This window comes from Lactobacillus acidophilus (assembly GCF_034298135.1).
GTDB lineage: Bacteria > Bacillota > Bacilli > Lactobacillales > Lactobacillaceae > Lactobacillus > Lactobacillus acidophilus.
On sequence record NZ_CP139575.1, the window covers coordinates 351843 to 370604 of the forward strand.

The 18762-nt window shown below is 33.7% G+C and carries 14 protein-coding genes; 9 read left to right on the forward strand and 5 right to left on the reverse strand.

Going from position 1 to position 18762, the window contains the following annotated elements:
- Window positions 1-2 precede the first annotated feature (2 nt).
- Both SO785_RS01545 and SO785_RS01550 read left to right on the forward strand, forming a co-directional pair.
- Window positions 3-911, forward strand: a complete 909-nt coding sequence (locus SO785_RS01545; protein ID WP_003548210.1) for an alpha/beta hydrolase — start codon at window positions 3-5, stop codon at window positions 909-911.
- Between the two features lie 56 nt (window positions 912-967).
- Entirely contained in the window at window positions 968-1414 is a 447-nt protein-coding gene (locus tag SO785_RS01550) for a ChbG/HpnK family deacetylase (RefSeq protein WP_011254476.1), read from the forward strand.
- A gap of 27 nt (window positions 1415-1441) precedes the next feature.
- Here SO785_RS01550 and SO785_RS01555 read toward each other — a convergent pair whose 3' ends face one another.
- On the reverse strand, window positions 1442-2824 hold the full coding sequence (locus SO785_RS01555; protein WP_003550148.1) for an IS3 family transposase: 1383 nt from the start codon (window positions 2822-2824) through the stop codon (window positions 1442-1444).
- Window positions 2825-2865: 41 nt separating this feature from the next.
- Between SO785_RS01555 and SO785_RS01560 the strand changes: the two genes are divergently transcribed.
- Both SO785_RS01560 and SO785_RS01565 read left to right on the forward strand, forming a co-directional pair.
- The gene (locus SO785_RS01560) at window positions 2866-3210 is read left to right on the forward strand and encodes a polysaccharide deacetylase family protein (protein ID WP_021874126.1); all 345 of its coding nucleotides are present in this window, start codon (window positions 2866-2868) and stop codon (window positions 3208-3210) included.
- 8 nt (window positions 3211-3218) lie between these two features.
- A complete protein-coding gene (locus tag SO785_RS01565) occupies window positions 3219-6008 on the forward strand; it encodes a glycoside hydrolase family 78 protein (RefSeq protein WP_021874125.1) in 2790 nt (929 codons plus the stop codon).
- Here SO785_RS01565 and SO785_RS01570 read toward each other — a convergent pair.
- Window positions 5986-6945, reverse strand: a complete 960-nt coding sequence (locus tag SO785_RS01570; RefSeq protein WP_003548202.1) for a LacI family DNA-binding transcriptional regulator — start codon at window positions 6943-6945, stop codon at window positions 5986-5988. The two genes, SO785_RS01565 and SO785_RS01570, sit on opposite strands and share 23 nt — an antisense overlap.
- Before the next feature lie 176 nt (window positions 6946-7121).
- Between SO785_RS01570 and SO785_RS01575 the strand changes: the two genes are divergently transcribed.
- Both SO785_RS01575 and SO785_RS01580 read left to right on the forward strand, forming a co-directional pair.
- Window positions 7122-8345 carry an MFS transporter gene (locus SO785_RS01575; protein ID WP_011254474.1) on the forward strand — a complete coding sequence of 408 codons (1224 nt, stop codon included), beginning with the start codon at window positions 7122-7124 and terminating at the stop codon, window positions 8343-8345.
- A 17-nt stretch (window positions 8346-8362) separates the two neighbouring features.
- Window positions 8363-9895: a DUF5060 domain-containing protein gene (locus tag SO785_RS01580; protein ID WP_003548190.1), complete on the forward strand. Its 1533-nt coding sequence runs from the start codon at window positions 8363-8365 to the stop codon at window positions 9893-9895.
- A 105-nt stretch (window positions 9896-10000) separates the two neighbouring features.
- Here SO785_RS01580 and galE read toward each other — a convergent pair whose 3' ends face one another.
- The 3 genes from galE to SO785_RS01595 form a co-directional block, all read right to left on the reverse strand.
- Window positions 10001-10993 (reverse strand): UDP-glucose 4-epimerase GalE, encoded by a 993-nt coding sequence (gene galE, locus SO785_RS01585; protein ID WP_003548187.1) that lies wholly within the window; start codon window positions 10991-10993, stop codon window positions 10001-10003.
- 81 nt (window positions 10994-11074) lie between these two features.
- Complete coding sequence (locus tag SO785_RS01590) at window positions 11075-12025, reverse strand: beta-galactosidase small subunit (RefSeq protein WP_011254473.1); 951 nt, start codon at window positions 12023-12025, stop codon at window positions 11075-11077.
- Window positions 12009-13895, reverse strand: a complete 1887-nt coding sequence (locus tag SO785_RS01595) for a glycoside hydrolase family 2 TIM barrel-domain containing protein (protein ID WP_003548184.1) — start codon at window positions 13893-13895, stop codon at window positions 12009-12011. Before SO785_RS01595 ends, SO785_RS01590 begins: the two co-directional genes overlap by 17 nt.
- Before the next feature lie 225 nt (window positions 13896-14120).
- On the opposite strand from SO785_RS01595, the gene SO785_RS01600 reads away from it, so the two are divergent.
- The 3 genes from SO785_RS01600 (at window position 14121) to SO785_RS01610 (ending at window position 18754) form a co-directional block, all read left to right on the forward strand.
- Window positions 14121-15128: a LacI family DNA-binding transcriptional regulator gene (locus SO785_RS01600; RefSeq protein ID WP_003548182.1), complete on the forward strand. Its 1008-nt coding sequence runs from the start codon at window positions 14121-14123 to the stop codon at window positions 15126-15128.
- A gap of 352 nt (window positions 15129-15480) precedes the next feature.
- A complete protein-coding gene (locus tag SO785_RS01605; protein ID WP_107789234.1) occupies window positions 15481-16638 on the forward strand; it encodes an RNA-guided endonuclease InsQ/TnpB family protein in 1158 nt (385 codons plus the stop codon).
- 196 nt (window positions 16639-16834) lie between these two features.
- The gene (locus SO785_RS01610) at window positions 16835-18754 is read left to right on the forward strand and encodes a PTS sugar transporter subunit IIA (RefSeq protein WP_021874124.1); all 1920 of its coding nucleotides are present in this window, start codon (window positions 16835-16837) and stop codon (window positions 18752-18754) included.
- The last annotated feature ends 8 nt before the right edge of the window (window positions 18755-18762 follow it).

Below are 18762 nucleotides of genomic sequence, written 5' to 3' on the forward strand. Positions count from 1 at the left end.
AGATGAAATATTTTAAGAAAGAAATTGGAGAAAATGGTGCAAAGGCAACATTTTATCTTCAAGAACCTAATAAAGAAATAGATATTAATCGTAAATCTCCAGTCCTAATTATAGTTCCTGGAGGTGCATATATGTGGACTTCATGGAGAGAAGAGGAACCGATTGCATTAGAATTCTTGAGTAAAGGATTTTCATGTGTTGTCGCAGAATACGCTACTGAGGGATTGGATTTTTATAAGGAAAATCAAGATTATTCGAAAGAACCGGTCTCTGCTTTTCCAAATCCATTAGTCGATTTGTCTAAGACTATAGCTTATGTAAGAGAACATGTGGAAGATTGGTCTCTGGATTCTGAAAGTATAAATGTTATAGGGTTTTCTGCTGGTGGTAATTTAACAGCACAATTAGGTGTGTATTGGAATACAGACTGGCTTGAAAAATTGGTTAATAAGTCTAGAAAAAGTTATCAACCAAATTCAATTTGCTTAGCATATGGTGCGCCACATATGGCAAAAGAAGTAGAAAAAGACCATTATAAGCAAACTAAGAGTTTCGGAGGTCATAAATTAATTGATTATGCTACTTTAGGAACAGATCAATCATTAGAGAGAATACAAATGGTTAATATGATTGATAAGGTAACTAAAGATGTGCCACCTACTTTTATTTGGCATACTATGGAAGATCCATACGTTCCAGTAGCTAGTGCATTAAGATTTGCTAGTCAACTTGAAGAAAAAATGGTACCTTTTGAGCTTCATATTTTCCAAAAAGGTAAACATGGTTTGGCATTAGCTGATCTTAGAACTGATAGTAAAAAAGACCGTAGCCAGAGTAATAAACAGGCTTCAAGTTGGAAGCGATTATACTTAGGATGGTTAACGGAAAATAAATTAATTAACTTATTTTAGATAAAAGACCTGATGTTGCAGTCAGGTCTTTTGTCTTAAAAGGTGGAATTTAAATTATGAAAAGATTACTTATTAGAGCAGATGATCTAGGATATGCTAGAAGTGTGAATTATGGGATATATGATTCAGTTCATCAAGGAATTATCAATAATGTAGGTGTTATGGTGAATATGCCTGAAACACAAATGGGTTTAGATTTATTGAAAAATGAAAATATTGATTTCGGCTTACATACTAATATTTCAAATGGAGCTCCTATTTTGTCTTCTAATGAGGTACCTTCGTTAGTAGGTGACAATGGTAATTTTAGAAGTTCAAAGGAATATCGTAAAAATTATGTTGACGGTAAAAAAGATATTATCGCTTTAAATGATGTAGTTGCTGAAATTGAAGCACAATATAAAAAATTTATTGAATTAGTTGGTAGAAAGCCAGACTATTTTGAAGGACACGCAGTAATGAGTGATAATTTCGAAAAAGGACTAAGGATTGTGGTGTACTGAGACGTAAAAATTAGACAAATATTTGTTCTAGCTGACTAAGGCTTGATCTCGATATTCAATCGGGGTTAAGCCTTTTAGTCTGCTCTTTATCCTTTCGTTGTTATAGTATTTGATATATTCTTCGATTGCTTGTGTTAATTCTTCAAGATTGTGATACTTGTACTCCTGATCATAGAACATTTCTGTTTTGAGCAGGCCAAAGAAGTTTTCCATTAGACCATCATCCATGGAATTACCTTTACGAGACATGCTTTGCGTGATGCCATGAAGCTTTAAGGCTCGCTGATAAACTCTGCTCTGATATTGACAGCCCTGATCTGTGTGAAAAATACAGGCATTAAGTGCCTTATGCTTGGCAAAAGCCTTATTGAGCATGGACATAACTAAATTCATATCCGGATGACGTGAGATTGAATAAGAAACTATATCACCACCACAGCCGTCAAGAATTGGCGATAAGTAAAGTTTCTGACCATTTAAGTGAAATTCAGTGATGTCTGTATACCACTTCATATTTGGTCGTATGGCAAAGAAGCCTCGATGAATCAGATTTGGAGCTATCTTACCAATCGTACCTTTATAACTGGAATACTTACGCTTGTTGCGTCTTCGACCTTTGAGCTTAAGTTTGTGCATCCAGTATCGAACTGCTCGATCTGTAACGGCATAGCCTTCTTTTCGCAATTGCATAGCTACACGACGATAGCCATAACGTCTTTGATGATAATCGAAGATTTCTTTCATTCTGGATAAGAAACCTGGTTTCTTTCTCTTAGGCTTATCTTTAGGCTTGATAATGTTGTAGTAAGTACTGCGAGCTATTAAAGGCAGATCTTTATTTTGAGCCAAGACTGTAAATATATAGTCCAAGCTAACCTTGAATTCTTGCCTTAGTTCAGTGACTGCCTGAGCTATTTCTTGTGATGTTTCTGATCCAAGGCGTTTAGTTTTTTTACGTAGGCATTGACGATACGCAATTTCAAGTTTTCTTCTTTGAGTTGCTGGATCTGCTTCTCTAAATCTTTGCGCGATGTTTGGGATTGCTTCTTCTGACTCATGAACGGAATGCCGTCCTTTCTTCTTGATAACGACATTATACCCATTTTTCTTATATTCGCGAATCCAATTATACAAGATACCGTTGCTTCTTAGTCCCAGATCTAAAGACAACTGATTAATTGAATTATTACCAGTTAATGATCTAACAATGGCTTTTTCCTTAAATTCTTTGGTAAACAATTCCTTAGATTTATCATAGATTTCGATCCCATGACGATCTATTAAATTAACCATATATTGTAGGGTAGAACGATTTAATTTTATTTCAGAAGCGATTACAGATAAGGATTTATTTCCATTTCTCCAATCATTATAAATTTTAAGTCTTTGTTTTTTGTTTAATTTGGACATAGTAAAAGCCGTAAAAGTGTCTAACTTTTACGGCCCACTTCATGGCACAAAAATATCATGTTCCTTTTTTAGATTTTCCTATAAAAAAGATAGTTCTATTTAAGAAAGAAACAAAGTTTCATCCAGTATTAGGAGGATATAAGAATAATCAAATTGATGAAAATTATAATCCTTTGGATTTATTAGCAAAGGTAGTTTCTGAAAGTGATGGCGATGTTATTCCAATGATTATTTCTCATGCTGGATATATTGATAAGTATATGATAGATCATTCTAGTCTCATTATTCCGAGAGTAAAAGAAGCTGCTGCATGGATGAGTCAAGAGGCTAAAAACTGTATTATAAAAAATAATGTTCAGCTTGTAAGATATAGTGAACGTAAATAGGTGAGTTTATGAAAATTACAAATATTTTAGTTAACCAAATGGAACATCCTCTAGGCTTTGATTTGAGTAATTTAAGGATTACTTTTGAATTGACAGAGATGGAAAATATAATAGGAAACGTTTATAAGAATATATCTGTCGGTAAAGTTGAATCTGAACAGCCGATTTATTTTGAGCCTGATGAATTATACGAGAATAACGCTTTTAAAATAAACATGGAGTTAGAGCCTCGTACTAAGTATTGGGTAAAAATCGGAGTAAGAAATGATAACGAAGTTACGTCTAGTAATACTTGGTTTGAAACAGGGAAAATGGATGAAAAGTTTTATGGAAAGTGGATAACCAATAAAAAAGACGTAGAAAATACATTATTTAAAAAAGATTTTGAGTTAGCAAATAAGCAGATAAAAAGTGCAAGATTATATTCAACCACATTAGGGGTGTATGAAGTTGATTTAAATGGAGTAAAAGTTGGAAATGAATTCTTGGCGCCTGGTTTTACTAATTATGACAAAATCGTACAATTGCAAACTTATGATGTTACAAAATTAGTAACAAAAAATAGTAATAATGAATTGGTATTTTCTGTTGGAGATGGTTGGTATAAAGGAAATCTAGGCTTTGATGGCGGCCAAACTAATATCTATGGTGATAAAAAATCAATTTTAGCAGAACTTCATGTTACGTATACTGATAATAGTGAACAAGTCATTAGTACAGATTCAAGTTGGTTAACAACTGAAGGAAAAATAATTAAATCATCAATTTATTATGGTGAGGATATTGATGATACAAAAGATATTTTAGACTGGTCATCGGTAGTCATTCTTAATAAATCTACTAGTATTGTTAGAGATCGCTTAAGTTTACCAATAATGAAAAAAGAGGTATTGAAGGTTAAAGAAATCATTCATACTCCTAAGAATGAAATAGTATTAGATTTTGGCCAAAATCATGCTGGATGGCCTGTATTTATTAACCGACTTGCACGTGGAAAGAAAATTACGTTACAAATGGGGGAAATACTACAAGATGGTAATTTTTATAACAAAAATCTTAGGTTAGCTCGTGCAGCATTTACTTATATTTCAGATGGTGAAGAAAAATTAATACGACCACATTTTACGTATTTTGGATTTAGGTATGTAAAAATCTCTGGAGTAACTGATGTGAATAAGGATGATTTTGAATCGTGGGTATTATATTCTGATCTAAAACAAACTGGATTTATTAAAACTAATAATGATAAAGTAAATCGTCTTTTTAAGAATGTAATTTGGGGACAAAAAAGTAATTTCATGGATGTGCCAACTGATTGTCCGCAAAGGGATGAGCGGCTGGGGTGGACAGGAGACGCTGAAATATTTGCACCAACTGCCAGTTTCAATATGAATACTTATGAGTTTTACAAGAAGTATGCTAAAGATATGCTTGTTGAACAAGAAGATAACAAAGGAATGCTTCCTATTATTGTACCTAGTTTAAAACAAAAAAGTACTGGAATGGCAATTTGGAGTGATGCTGCTACCATCATTCCTTGGGTTACTTATCGATTTTTTGACGATTTAGGAGTTTTGAAGCAAAATTATTCTCAAATGAAAAATTGGGTTGATTGGATTACCCAAAATACTAAAACCAAATACTTATGGATTGGACAAATGCAATTAGGAGATTGGCTTTCCTTGGATAATGGGGCTAATCCTCAGGGCAAAACTAACGAAGATTATATTGCATCTATTTATTATTTTGTTTCTGCAAGCATAGTATCTAAAGCAGCTAGATTGCTTCATTACGATATGGAGTCAGACTATTATGAAAATTTGGCTAGAAATATAAAGACAAATATTTTAAATGAATTTGTTACTGAAAAAGGTAGGATAGCCATTGATACTCAGACAGCATTGGTTTCAGCGTTACATTTCGGATTAGTGCATGATTATCAAAAGTCACAGGTTGTAGCTGATTTAGTGAAAAAAGTAAAAGATGACAATAAGCATTTACAGACTGGATTTGTTGGGACACCATTTTTATTGTCGGTATTATCAAATAATAATCAGCATCATTTGGCTATGGATATTTTTATGCAAGAAGATTGCCCAAGTTGGCTTTATGAAGTAAATATGGGAGCAACCACAATATGGGAACGTTGGAATTCGGTATTACCTGATGGTAAGATGAATCCTGAAGGGATGAATTCATTAAATCATTATAGTTTTGGCGCTGTGATGATGTGGATGTATCAATGTGTAGTAGGTTTAAATCAATTTGATGCTGGATTTAAAGAAATTTACTTTGCACCTAAATTTGATTGTCGATTAAAAGATATATATTCAGAGTTTGATTCAACATATGGGAAGATTAAAGTGGAATATCATTTGGAGACCAATGAAAAGCATTTGATAAGAATGAATTTAGTCATACCATTTGGAGTGAAAATGAAGGTTAAGTTGCCTAGATCTGCTAAATATTTGATTAACGGAAAAGAAAAGATAGGTATTGTTAAATTAGAATATGGGAAATACGATATTAGTTATATTCCAACTAAGAGCTACTTAAATTATTATGATTTAAATAGTAAGCTTGTTGATATTTTAGATAATAACGATCTTGTGAAAAGAATTGATCAAATTGATGAAAAGATCTTGCAGAAAGTAAAAAGAATGGGAAATACCAGAAGTATATTTATTAATAAAAAAATAGATGAATTGCTTGATTTCGAAGAAATTTCACAGGAAGAAAAAAATCAGCTTGTTGATATATTACATAAAACAATTTTTATAAAGTTGAATCTCTTTTAATCGGCAAAACATCAATAATACTATTCCTGGTTGAGTTATTACCAGACATTAAATCTAGCAATCTATGTGCAGCAGTTTGACCGATTAATTTAGGGTTTTGATCAATTGTAGAAATAGTAGGGGATGTATATCCACATAAAATATTGTTGTCATAGCCTACTAACTGAAAATCATCAGGTATTTTTAGATTCCGTCTTTTGGCTTCTTTTATTATTTCAGCAGCGTATAGATCATTAACAGTAATAATAGCATCGAACTGGTTAGACTTATTTAATGCACTTTGAGCAGAAATATAGGGATTATTTTCTGGTGTTTCTTCAAGTAAATAGTCAATTTTTAATTTAGAAGCTTCTGCTGTCATTGCTTCTATACGTTCACGAATAGTAGGTAAGGATAATGGCCAATGTTGAATAAGTACCTTCTCAATTTTCTTGCTTAATAATTTAATACTTTCTTTTCCACCTTTGGTGTTATTTGACACAATACGCACAATATCGTCATTAATGTTTGCACTATCATACATAACTAATGGAGTATTTAAATGAAAATTGGGTGGAATAGTGAAAGCAGAAGTAATAATGCCATCTACATTATTATTTTCAAAATTGATGATAGCATTCTGATATTTTTTTACATCAGAATTAGTACTAAATGAAATAAGTGCAGTGTAGCCCTCTTTTTGAATAACTTCTTGAATCCCATCAATTATTTGAGCATAAAATCTATTGTTTAGATCAGGAATAATAATACCAATCATTTTAGATTTTTTCTGGTAGAGAGTTCTAGCAACTTGATTTGGCTGATAGTGCGTTTGAGAAATTATCTTTTCTACTTTCTGTTTCGTAGTCTCACTTACTTTACCGGAATGGTTAATAATTCTAGATACGGTTGCTACAGATACTCCTGATAGTTTAGCAATATCCCTAATTGTAGTCATAAGTTTAGTTCCTTCTTTATAAATGTAACGGATTACATTACTATTATACAGCGATTAATGATAATTATTAGTTTAGCACTAATTAAGCAAATTTACATTGTAATGTAACCGGTTACATATTATGATGAGAATGTAATAAATCAAGTGAGATGCGAGAAACGTTAGGAGGAAAACTTATGAACGTTGAAGAACTAAAAAAATCCAATAAGCATAATTGGAAATTAAAAATTGGAATTCTAGGAATATCTTTATTCTTACAAGTTGCGGGCTCTAACTTGGCAGCAATTCCAATGATTGCTAAATCGTTTCCAAAAGAATCAGTAACTTCGATTCAAGCTTTGTTTACGATTCCATCGTTTACTATTATGCTTTTTATTTTATTTAGTAATGCGGTTATTAAATGGGTAGGTAAGCGTAACACAGTTATTATTGGTATGATTGCCACAACTATCGGTGGTGTAATGCCATTCTTTATCAATAACTTTCCATTAATTGTATTTAGTAGATTATTAGTTGGTGCCGGTATCGGTTTGTTTACTTCATTAGCTGTATCACTTATCGGTGATTGCTTCAGTGGTGATGAACAAAAGACTTTAATTGGTATCCAAGGGGCAATGGGAACTTTAGGAAACAGTGCATGTACTTTTATTTCTGGTTTACTTTTAGGGATTAATTGGCAAACTACATTCCTTTATATGCTTCTCGTAATTCCTTTCTTAATTTTATTTATGATGGGATATACAAGAAAAATGGAAAAGCAAACTACTGTTGAAAAGAATGATACTAAAGCAAATACCAAAGAAAAAAGCCATGCTAAAATTCCTGGCAGAATTTATATTGCATTCTTCATGCTGTTTCTATACTTTTCAGCATTTATGGTCGAAGCAACAGCGTCAGCTTTAGTAATTCAACAAAACCAACTTGCTAACCAAGGAGTATTATCTACTGAAATAGCCGTTGCAGGATTAATTGGTGCTGTAATTTCAATGGGATACAGTAGAATATATAAATTATTCCATAATTACACACCAGTAATTACTACTATCTGTGGAGCTCTCGGATTTATAGTATGTTCACAAGCAAGTAATATGGCAATTTTCTTTGTGGGATTGTTATTAATGTTTGTAAGTTCATTAATTATTCCATATGTATATGACACTATTTTAAGCGATGTTGATTCATCTATTAGTAATTTGATTATTTCGATTGCACAAGTATGTAACAACTTAGGTGCTTTCGCATCCCCATATGTCATCGCATTCTTAAGTAATGTATGTCATTTATCTACTCCTGTGGATCAGATGAGAATAAGTGCAGGAATTTTATTAGTAATTACAATTGTATTCTTTGCAATGGCTGTTACTCACAAGAAAGTTAATACAGTTACTAAAGTAGATTAAATATTAGGAGATTAAATATGCAAACAATAGAAAAATGGAAAAGATATGAATTGACTTTACCTGGACCTACAGGTGGCAATCCATTTAGAGATGTTCAATTAACAGCAATATTTGATCATAACAATCATCCTATAACAGTAGATGGCTTTTATGATGGTAATGGAATTTATAAAGTTCGTTATATGCCTGAAGTAGAAGGTGATTATACTGTTACAACTTATTCCAATGTTTCTGAGTTAGACGGTATAACCGATGAATTTAACGTTACATCAGCTCAAGAAAATAACCACGGTCCAGTTAGAGTATCAGGTAAAACTCATTTTGCCTATGCAGATGGAACAGGATATATTCCATTTGGTACAACTGCCTATGCTTGGACGGTTCAACCTAAGGAAGTACAAGAACAAACTTTAGAAACTTTAAAGGAAAATAAATTTAATAAGATTAGAATGCTTGTCTTTCCCAAGAGTTATGACTATAACACTAACGAACCAGCAATTTATCCGTTTGAAGGTGCTCCAAAAGTAAAACGTGGTGGTACAGATTGGATCTTTGATGCAAGTGATACGGGCTTTGATTTTACTCGTCCTGTTCCTGAATATTTCCAAAACTTGGAAAATAATATTGAACGGTTGGATAAATTAGGTGTTGAAGCAGATTTAATTCTTTTCAGTCCATATGACCGTTGGGGATTTGCTAGAATGGGAATGGAAAATAATCTGCAATACTTAAAATATATTATTGCTAGACTTGCATCATACAAGAATGCCTGGTGGGCACTTGCTAATGAATATGATTTGATGGATTTGGTTGGACAAATTCCATTAAAAGATTGGGATAGAATTGGTCAATTTGTACATGAAAAAGATCCTTCTCAACACCTTGAATCTATTCATAATTTCTATGATCCACCACAACATAAAGATACTATTAAAAATTGGTATGACCACACTAAACCATGGATTACACACTTAAGCGTTCAATCAGATAATGTCTTCCTTGTTCCTAAGTGGATCGAAGAATATCAAAAACCTGTTGTTGATGATGAATGTCGTTATGAAGGAAATATCGAATTTGGTTGGGGTGATAATACAGCTCATGGTATGATGGATAACTTCTGGCGTGTAATTTTACGTGGCGGTGGTTGTAGTCATGGTGAAACTTACATTGATAAGCCAAATACCGATCGTCCAATTTGGTGGGCTCATGGTGGCAAGCTCTATGGTGAAAGTCAAAAGAAGATCAATTTCTTGTATGATTTATTAAAAGACAACGGCTTTACTTGGGTTAAACCCCAAGCAACAAGCGGTCCAACTTGGGAATTAGCTGCTGGTTCAACACCAGATGAAAAGAAATGGTTAGTTTATTTTGGCGACAATCAACCAGAATTTGAATTGTTTAGCTTTTTACCTGATGGCAAGAAGTATAGTGCTAAATTAATTAATGCGTGGGATGAAACTATTGAAGATTTTGATGGTGAAATCACAAATAATGAAAAGTTCCACTTACCAAGAAGACCATATCAAGCAATGTTATTAACTGAAGAATAATATAAAGACTCCGTTATTATTAAACGGAGTTTTTTGATTGCATATGAAAAACACGCTAGAACTTCTAGCGTGCAATGGATAATAGATAAATAATTTAAAAAGATCTTACTTGTCTTCGTAGCCCTTTGGGTGACTCTTGTGCCACTTCCAAGCGGTTTCGATTACTTCATCAACATTTTCATGTTTTGGCTTCCAGCCTAAAATAGTTCTTGCCTTAGTTGAGTCGGCAACTAGTGAATCAGGATCACCGCCACGGCGAGGCCCCATTGTATACGGAATATCAATACCAGTAACTTTTTTAGCACTTTCTAAGATTTCTAAGTTAGAGTAACCTTGTGCGGTACCTAAATTGAATACGTCAGATTTATTAGTCTTCATCATATGCTTCAATGCTAAAATGTGAGCATCAATTAAGTCTTCAACTTGAACATAATCACGGACGTTAGTACCATCCTTGGTATTGTAATCATCGCCGAAGATAGTAAACTTACCATCACCTGAAATGGCACTCTTCAAAATATTTGGAATAAGGTGAGTTTCGGGACCGTGATCTTCACCAATAGTACCATCGCTTGAAGCACCAGCTACATTGAAGTAACGAAGAGCAGTATATTTAATACCGTCAGCTTTGTCAGCCCAAGCCATGATCTTTTCCATCATCATCTTAGTTTCACCATATGGGTTAATTGGATCAAGTGGAGTATCTTCAGTAATTGGCAACTTCTTAGGAATACCGTAAGTAGCTGCAGAACTTGAGAATACTAAATATTTCACATCTGCATCATTCATTGCTTTTAATAATGAAATCATACCAGAAACATTGTTATCGTAGTATTTAAGTGGTTTTTTAACTGATTCGGGTACTAATGAATAAGCTGCAAAATGCATTACAGCGTCAATTTTTTCATCACGTAAAATCTTTGATACTAAGAAAGTATCCTCGATGTCGCCTTGATAAAACTTTGCTTTAGGATCGACAGCCTTTCTGTGACCGGTGTATAAAGAGTCGAGTACAACGACATCATTACCTTCTTTGACTAATTCACGAACGGCATGTGAGCCAATGTAGCCCGCACCACCTACAACTAAAACTTTCATTGTTTACTCCTTTGTTTTCTTGAAATCGATTACATTATAACACATAAATCAGTAAAACATTTACTATTATTGATAAAATATTTAATTAAGATTGAAAGAAAATTCGTAGTCTTTTTCAGGATTAATGTGATATTGCTTTTCAACATCAGCACCCCAGCTGTCGATACCACCAACGCCGCGCACAGCTCCAGCAATAACTAACACAGTTCTGCGAGCAAGTGGTAATTCCTCGAGATGAGTAGCATTTTCTAATTCTTCAGCAGTGTAGGGTAAACAACTAAAATTAAACGGTTGTTTATCTTGCTTAAGCTTTAGACTAAATTCACTTTCTTGATCAGCATTATTTAAAGTAGAAGAACGAGTGATTTTGAGTGCCTTAGTTTGCATATGCATCCCGTTTTCTTGTGGTACTAAATATTTAGTTACTGGTAAGCCATCAACATGGAATTTTCCTTCTTTTGCACCAGCCATTCGGTCAGGATAAGTTTCCCCCGAAAGTCCTTCGTAGTCAAAGCCAGTTGCAGCAGTTGGCATGATGAAACGCATTCCAATCACTGGTAATGGTGGCAATCCTTTTTTACCAAAATAATGCATGACTATATTAATACAACCAGTATTATCAATATTATAAATGATTTTAACGTCAGTTGCTGGATTAGTTAGAGTTTGATACCAAAACGCAATTTGAACATGGTCAGCATATTCATGATTACTGAATTGATTATTAATTGGAGCAATTGGAAGTTCGTCGAATTGTCGGTCATCTACCTTTAATTCGATTTTAGTGCATTTAGTAAACATATCAGCACCGAGCCATTGAGATGCCTTTAAATTAAAGCCATTACCTCGATCATTATCGGTAGTAGCTCGCCAGAAAGTAGGGGTCGGCACACGATATAACCATTCTTTGTTATTGATGTTGAGTGATTCTAACCCACCTCGTTCGTAGCTGAAAAGATAATGGAAGTTTTTACCAGTGATTCCTAAAGTGGCATCACCATAGATGATTTGTAAATTATTTGTGTAAGCCATAGTAATATCTAACCTCCTGCATTGCTGGCTTTGGTGTTCTATCTGCAAACATTAACCCATCACCAGAAAATTCATAGTCTGAGTGACGATCATCAAAATCGCCACCATAACGGAGAACGTTTTGTTTACTGATAGGATCGTAGACTAAGAGCGCTTGATCAATAAAGTCCCAAATAAATCCTCCTACATATTGTGGGTATTCATCAATTAATTTAATATAGCTGCCCATACCACCATCAGAATTACCCATGTCATGCATGTATTCACACTCCATAAATGGTTTTTGTGGGTTATTTCTTAAGTATTCTGCGACCTCTTTAGGTGGTAGATACATATGGCTTTCAATATCAGAAATTTGATCTTTTAATTCTGGTCTATGAACGACACCTTCGTAGTGAACTAGACGAGAAGAATCATGTTCTTTGTAAAATTCGTTCATTGCAACGATATTACTACCGGCATAAGATTCGTTTCCTAATGACCAGAATAGGATGGATGTATGATTTTTGAAAGTCTCATAATTATTGCGGGCGCGATCGATTACTGCTTCACGCCATTCAGGAACAGAACCAGGTACATTATCAGATGGTTCAACTTGCCCCATCTTTTGCCAGGTACCATGAGATTCCAGGTTGTTTTCTGCCATCATATAAATGCCGTTTTGATCGCAAAGATAATACCATGGGATTTGGTTGGGATAATGGCAAGTTCTAACAGCGTTGATATTGTTTTCTTTGAAAGTATCGATATCTTTTTCCATATCGTTCAGGGTAATGCTACGGCCAGTTTTGGCATTCCATTCATGGCGATTAACTCCGTTAATAATTAGGCATTTGCCGTTGAGTAAAATTACCTTGTCTTGATTAATTTCAATTCGTCTAAAGCCAAATTGGTAAGGAATTAATTCAACTAGGTGACCATTTTCATCATGGACTTCAATCAATAACTGATACAAGTAAGGATGATGATTGTCCCATAAATGAATATTTTCCAAAGTTGAGCTAGTAAATTCAACTTCGGAGTCAAGTGGGACATCTTGTTCTAAAATAGCTGAGCCGTTGACGTCTTCTACGGATAAGTGAACATGACCATTGAGTGAACCAGTAAATTTTAATTCAGCATTGAAAATACCATCTTGATAGTTGTCACAAACAGTAGGTTTAAGATCCAAATCAACTAAATGTGTTTCAGGAAATGCTAGTAATTCAACGGATCTAAATAGACCAGAAAATCTGAACATGTCTTGATCTTCAAGCCAAGAAGCCGTACTGTGTTTAAAAACTTCAACAGCTAAGATATTGTCTTTTTCTTTAATATACTTGGTTAAATCAAATTCCGAAGGAGTAAAGCTATCTTCGGCATATCCAATGAAATGGCCGTTTAACCAAACATACATGGCTCGTTCGGCACCTTCGAATACGATATGAATATCATGATCCCTTAATTCTGGATTTAGGTCAAAATGTTTTATGTATGAACCGACGGTGTTATCTTTACCTTCACTGAAAGAACCTTCTTCAGCATCAGATTTATTTAATGCGTAAGCAGGACGACGGAAAATTTTCCCTTCCCAGGGATAAAGAGTATTAATGTATTGATTTTGTGCAAAATTGTTTAATTCAATTTCACTAGGAACTGGGATTGTGGTGAAAGATGAAGTGTTAAAGTCCTTTTTGTAGAAGTCAACGGGACGGCTTTGGGGATCTTTAGAAAATTTGAATTGCCACATTCCATTTAAACTTTGCTTAAAACTACTGTGATTATTTTGCCATTCACGATAATTCTTAAAAAAAGGATGATCGCTATGAGCTGGCAATTGATTGACTCTAAAAATTTCAGGGTCATCAAGCCATTTTATGTTTGCTTGCATACTAATACCTGATTTCTATAATAAATTATTTTTGAAAACGCTTTTATTATATCACCAAATAAAAAATTAACCAATAAAATAAAATATTTATCTAAAAACAGTAAAATATTTATTACGAAGATTCTTAAAAAATTTGTTTTTGCTAAAATTAATATTTATTGGAATTGAGTAAATATTTTGTATAATAAACGTAAGTAAGTTTTTTAAAAAGAAAAGAAATTAACTATGACAACTATTAAAGAGATTGCACAAAAATCGGGTTATTCACCTGCCACAGTTTCGCGGCTACTTAATAATGACCCTAATTTATCAATCACAGCAGATACTAAAAATAAAATTTTAGAAATAGCTAACAAGCTTGGTTATTGGAAAGATCATCAAGAAAAGGAAATTAAGCCAACAATTGCACTCCTTTATCGCACTAATCATAAAGAGCAATTGCAAGATGAATACTTTACTTCTTTAAAGCAAGCCTTAGTAGAAACCGTAAAACAAAAGTCTATGAAGATGAAGACTTTCTATAATGTAAAAGACTTGATCGAAAATGCTTCATTATTTCAGGGTTTTATTGGGGTAGGTGCGGCACCAATTGAGAATGCGGAACTACTTGAATTGCATAAAGTTTTACCTAATGGCGTATTTGTTGATACTAATCCTGCTCCTGAATTATTTGATTCTATTCGACCTAATTTATCCTTAACAGTTAAAAATGCAATTGATTTATTTATTAAAAATGACTGCAAAACCATTGGCTTTATCGGTGGTGTTGGACCTAAGCATGATCATATCCAAGAAAATGATCCACGTGCCGTAGCATTTGCGGAATATATGAAGGTTCGAAATAAAGATACTAACTATATGTTTGTGTCAGGACCATTTAGTGTGGAAAATGGATATGAGTTGGGTAAAGAAGTAGTAAAAGAATGTGAAGATAATTTACCAGATGCTTTCTTAATTGCTTCGGATACTTTGAGTGTTGGTGTATTGCAGGCCTTTAATGAAGAAAATGTTAATGTGCCAAAAGATACGGCAATTTTAAGTATTAATAACAGTAATGTGGTTAAATATGTGTCACCACCGCTTTCTTCGTACAATATTAACCAACAAGAAATGATTGATTTGGCATTAACGATGCTAACCAATTTAATTATTCAACCTGATCGTGCTCATATTGATGTAAATATGAATACGGACTTAGTAGTACGTAAAAGTTTTGTTCCTAAAGGTGAGTAAATTTTTTAGTAAATAAAAAAATTATTTCTAATATTCCTCAAAAAGAATGCTTGATTATAGTGTTCTTTTTTGTTTTTACCAAAAGTAAATTATTTAGTTAATATAAATAAATCATTTACTAAATAAAGTATCGAGAGTATACTCGATTCTGTAAACGGTTACAGTTAATAACATTTGAGGAGCTGGTTAACAGTTAATAAAAATATAGAAATATGTAGAAATTTATAGATGAAAACAAAAGATTAAGCTTATTTAGAAAGTTAAACATGGAAAATAAGCTTTGATTCAATATTTACTTGTTTTGCTTCGTCTTCTTAGATAAACTTATGTTTGCATTCTGGGAGGTGAAGCAATGATTAAAACACAAGTAGTAAAGCTAAAAGTTAATAAGACCATACAAAAGCATCTTGATGCTTTATGTGACTATCGGCGATACTGCTGGAATAAAGGCTTAGAAACTTGGCAATTAATGTATGAAGCTCATACATTAAATAAAAAAGATAATCCCAGTCCTAACGAACGCAGAGTCCGCGATGAACTAGTCGCAAATAAAGCTGACTGGCAATATGATTTGTCTGCTAGATGTTTACAATTAGCGATTAAAGACTTAGCTAATGCTTGGAAGAATTTCTTTGATAAGGCTCAACCTGATTGGGGAATACCTAGTTTTAAATCAAAGAAAGCTCCCAGACAAGGCTTTAAAACTGATAGGGCTAAGATTGTTAATGGCAAGCTTCGCCTTGATCGTCCAAGAAGCATTTCAAAAGCAGATTGGTTTGATTTAAAAAGCTATGAAGCTCTAAAGATGAATGAAGTCAAAGTAATAAGTATCTTCAAAGAAAAAGGAGCTTATTATGCGGCTTTGCCTTATGAAGAAGAGATTTCAAGTAAGGCTAAAAATCATCAAAAGACAGCAGTAGATGTCAATGTCGGTCACTTTAATTACACAGATGGCAAAATCAATGTTTTGCCTGCTAAATTGCAAAAGCTTTATAAGCGCATCAAGCATTATCAAAGAATGTTAGCTCGTAAAAGAGAAGTTAACGGTAAGTTAGCTACAAAATCAAATAATTACTTTGCAGTGAGAACCAAATTGCAAAGAGATTATCGCAAGGTAGCTAATATCCAAAATGATCTTTTACAGCAGTTCACTACTAAGCTTGTAGATAATTACGACCAAATTGTAATTGAAGACTTAGCAGTAAAGCAAATGATGATGACCCATGTAGCTTCCAAAGGAATGCAGAGATCGCTGTTTAGTAGATTTAGGCAGATATTAACTTATAAGTGTAATTGGTATGGCAAAGAATTGATCTTAGCTGATAAAACATACCCATCAACTCAAAGATGTGCTGCGTGCGGTTATGTCAAAAAAGGCGAGGAAAAGATCACTTTGCAAGGTAACAAAAAGCATGGTACCAAACATAATGAATATATCTGTTATGAGTGTGGCTACAAGAACGATCGAGATAAAAATGCGGTTTTAAATCTTTTAGCTTTAGCAAGATAAAAAGAAATAAAGACAACGGGGCTGGCTAAGCCCTTAAACTGTAAGAGCTGGTCAATGTGATTACTCCCAAGTGGAATATCAGAATACTAGTGAAGACGACAGTAAGTGAAACAAAGAAAGGAAAAATATATCTTTCTGATATGTAGAAAATTCGTCTTCTTCTACATATTTCCATGTTTTATATAGCAGGAATATTATGGCAAATGGTCATAAAACTTCGGGGAAACAAATAATTTCCTATGCATCATTCTGTCTGGGCAACTTAGGACACGCAGCCTTTTATGGTGTAATGAGCACATACTTTATTATTTTTATTACTAGTGGAATGTTTAGTGGATTAGAGCAATCGGTAGCTGACAAACTAATCGGTCTAATCACCGGATTAATGGTTTTAATAAGAATCGTAGAACTAGTAATTGATCCAATTTTAGGCAATATTGTTGATAATACAAAAACAAAATGGGGTAAATTTAAACCATGGATATTCATTGGAACCATGGTTAGTGCAGTATTATTATTAATCTTGTTTACTGGGATTTTCGGTTTAGCACAAAGTAATTGGATTCTTTTTGCAATCCTTTTCGTAATTATCTATATTGGATTTGATGTCTTCTATTCATTATCTGATGTTTCATATTGGGGGATGGTACCGGCTTTAAGTGAAGATTCACATGAGCGTGGTATTTATACTTCTCTAGGTGCTTTTTCAGGTGCTATTGGCTGGAATGGATTAGCAATTATCGTAGTTCCTTTAGTAACTGGAGTTACTTATGCAGTGACTGGTAAAAATGAAGAGGGAGCTCCTGGCTGGCTCGCTTTTGCGGCCGTAATTTCAGCTTTGGCGATTATTTGTGCCATCATTGTATGTTTCGGTACTAAAGAAAAGCATAACTTAATTAGAAATTCGGCTAAGCAAAAAACTACTTTACGTCAAGTTTTCAGTGCTATTTTTCATAATGATCAAATACTTTGGCCAAGTCTAGCTTACTTAGTATTTTCACTTGCCAATACAATTACCAACGGTGTTTTATTCTATCTATATAAATTCGTAATTGGTAAACCAGGAGAATTCTGGGTAGTAGGGCTTATAGCTACTATTATTGGATTTTGCGTTAGTCCAATGTTTCCAATTTTAAACAAATATATTCCAAGAAAATGGCTATTCATTGCAGGTCAAACTTGTATGATTTGTGCATATCTTTTATTCATTTTCTGTCGTGATAATGTTGTATTGATGGACTTAGGTTTGATCCTGTTCAACATTAACTTTGCACAATTAGTTACTGTTTTGACTTTAACTGATGCCATTGAATATGGCCAACTTAAGAGTGGTCAAAGAAATGAAGCCGTTGTTTTGGCTGTCCGTCCGATGGTTGATAAATTTACTGGCGCTGTTTCTAACGCTTTGGTTGGTTATGTAGCTATTGCTGCAGGAATGACGGGAACGGCTACAGCTGCGGATATGACTGCACATGATATTAGCACTTTTAATACTATGGCTTTATATATTCCATTAGTTTTAGCTGCAATTTCAATTGTGGTATTCATGACTAAAGTAAACTTGAGTGAAAAGAAACACGCACAGGTTGTTGAAGAATTAAAGGATAAACTTGCTGAAGGAAAGCTTGAAAAAGCCGATACGGAAGCAGCTCGTCCGAAAGAAGTAACAATCTATGCTCCAGCAGATGGTAAATTAATGAATATGTCTTCGGTAATTGATGAGGACGGTCGTCCTTTTCCAGGTAAGGGATTTGCAATTAAGCCAAGTACAGGTAAAATTTATGCACCATTTGATGGTGAGATTAAATTTACTTTTGGTACAAAGCATGCATTTGAAATTATTTCAAATGATGGCTTACAAGTAATCGTTCATGTTGGTCTGGGAACAGTTAACTTGCGTGGACAAGGATTTGAAACTTATTATGACGATGGGCAACACGTTAAGAAGGGTGACTTGTTACTAGAATTTGATCGAGACTTAGCACTGAATAATGGATATAAAGACACAATAGTTACGTTCTATACGCAGCCTCGTCGAATTCAGGAGACTAGTGAAATTCAAGCCGGTACAACTGTTGAGCACGGTGAAAAAGTTGTAGAAGTTAAATTTAGATAGAGGAAATA

Excerpts from the sequence above, each read along its gene's own strand:
- SO785_RS01575 (WP_011254474.1), top strand. The coding sequence starts at position 7,122 with ATGAACGTTGAAGAACTAAAAAAATCCAATAAGCATAATTGGAAATTA.
- SO785_RS01590 (WP_011254473.1), bottom strand. The coding sequence starts at position 12,025 with ATGGCTTACACAAATAATTTACAAATCATCTATGGTGATGCCACTTTA.
- SO785_RS01570 (WP_003548202.1), bottom strand. The coding sequence starts at position 6,945 with ATGACTACAATTAGGGATATTGCTAAACTATCAGGAGTATCTGTAGCA.
- galE (WP_003548187.1), bottom strand. The coding sequence starts at position 10,993 with ATGAAAGTTTTAGTTGTAGGTGGTGCGGGCTACATTGGCTCACATGCC.
- SO785_RS01550 (WP_011254476.1), top strand. The coding sequence starts at position 968 with ATGAAAAGATTACTTATTAGAGCAGATGATCTAGGATATGCTAGAAGT.
- SO785_RS01595 (WP_003548184.1), bottom strand. The coding sequence starts at position 13,895 with ATGCAAGCAAACATAAAATGGCTTGATGACCCTGAAATTTTTAGAGTC.
- SO785_RS01560 (WP_021874126.1), top strand. The coding sequence starts at position 2,866 with ATGGCACAAAAATATCATGTTCCTTTTTTAGATTTTCCTATAAAAAAG.
- SO785_RS01555 (WP_003550148.1), bottom strand. The coding sequence starts at position 2,824 with ATGTCCAAATTAAACAAAAAACAAAGACTTAAAATTTATAATGATTGG.
- SO785_RS01600 (WP_003548182.1), top strand. The coding sequence starts at position 14,121 with ATGACAACTATTAAAGAGATTGCACAAAAATCGGGTTATTCACCTGCC.
- SO785_RS01565 (WP_021874125.1), top strand. The coding sequence starts at position 3,219 with ATGAAAATTACAAATATTTTAGTTAACCAAATGGAACATCCTCTAGGC.
- SO785_RS01610 (WP_021874124.1), top strand. The coding sequence starts at position 16,835 with ATGGCAAATGGTCATAAAACTTCGGGGAAACAAATAATTTCCTATGCA.
- SO785_RS01605 (WP_107789234.1), top strand. The coding sequence starts at position 15,481 with ATGATTAAAACACAAGTAGTAAAGCTAAAAGTTAATAAGACCATACAA.
- SO785_RS01545 (WP_003548210.1), top strand. The coding sequence starts at position 3 with ATGAAATATTTTAAGAAAGAAATTGGAGAAAATGGTGCAAAGGCAACA.
- SO785_RS01580 (WP_003548190.1), top strand. The coding sequence starts at position 8,363 with ATGCAAACAATAGAAAAATGGAAAAGATATGAATTGACTTTACCTGGA.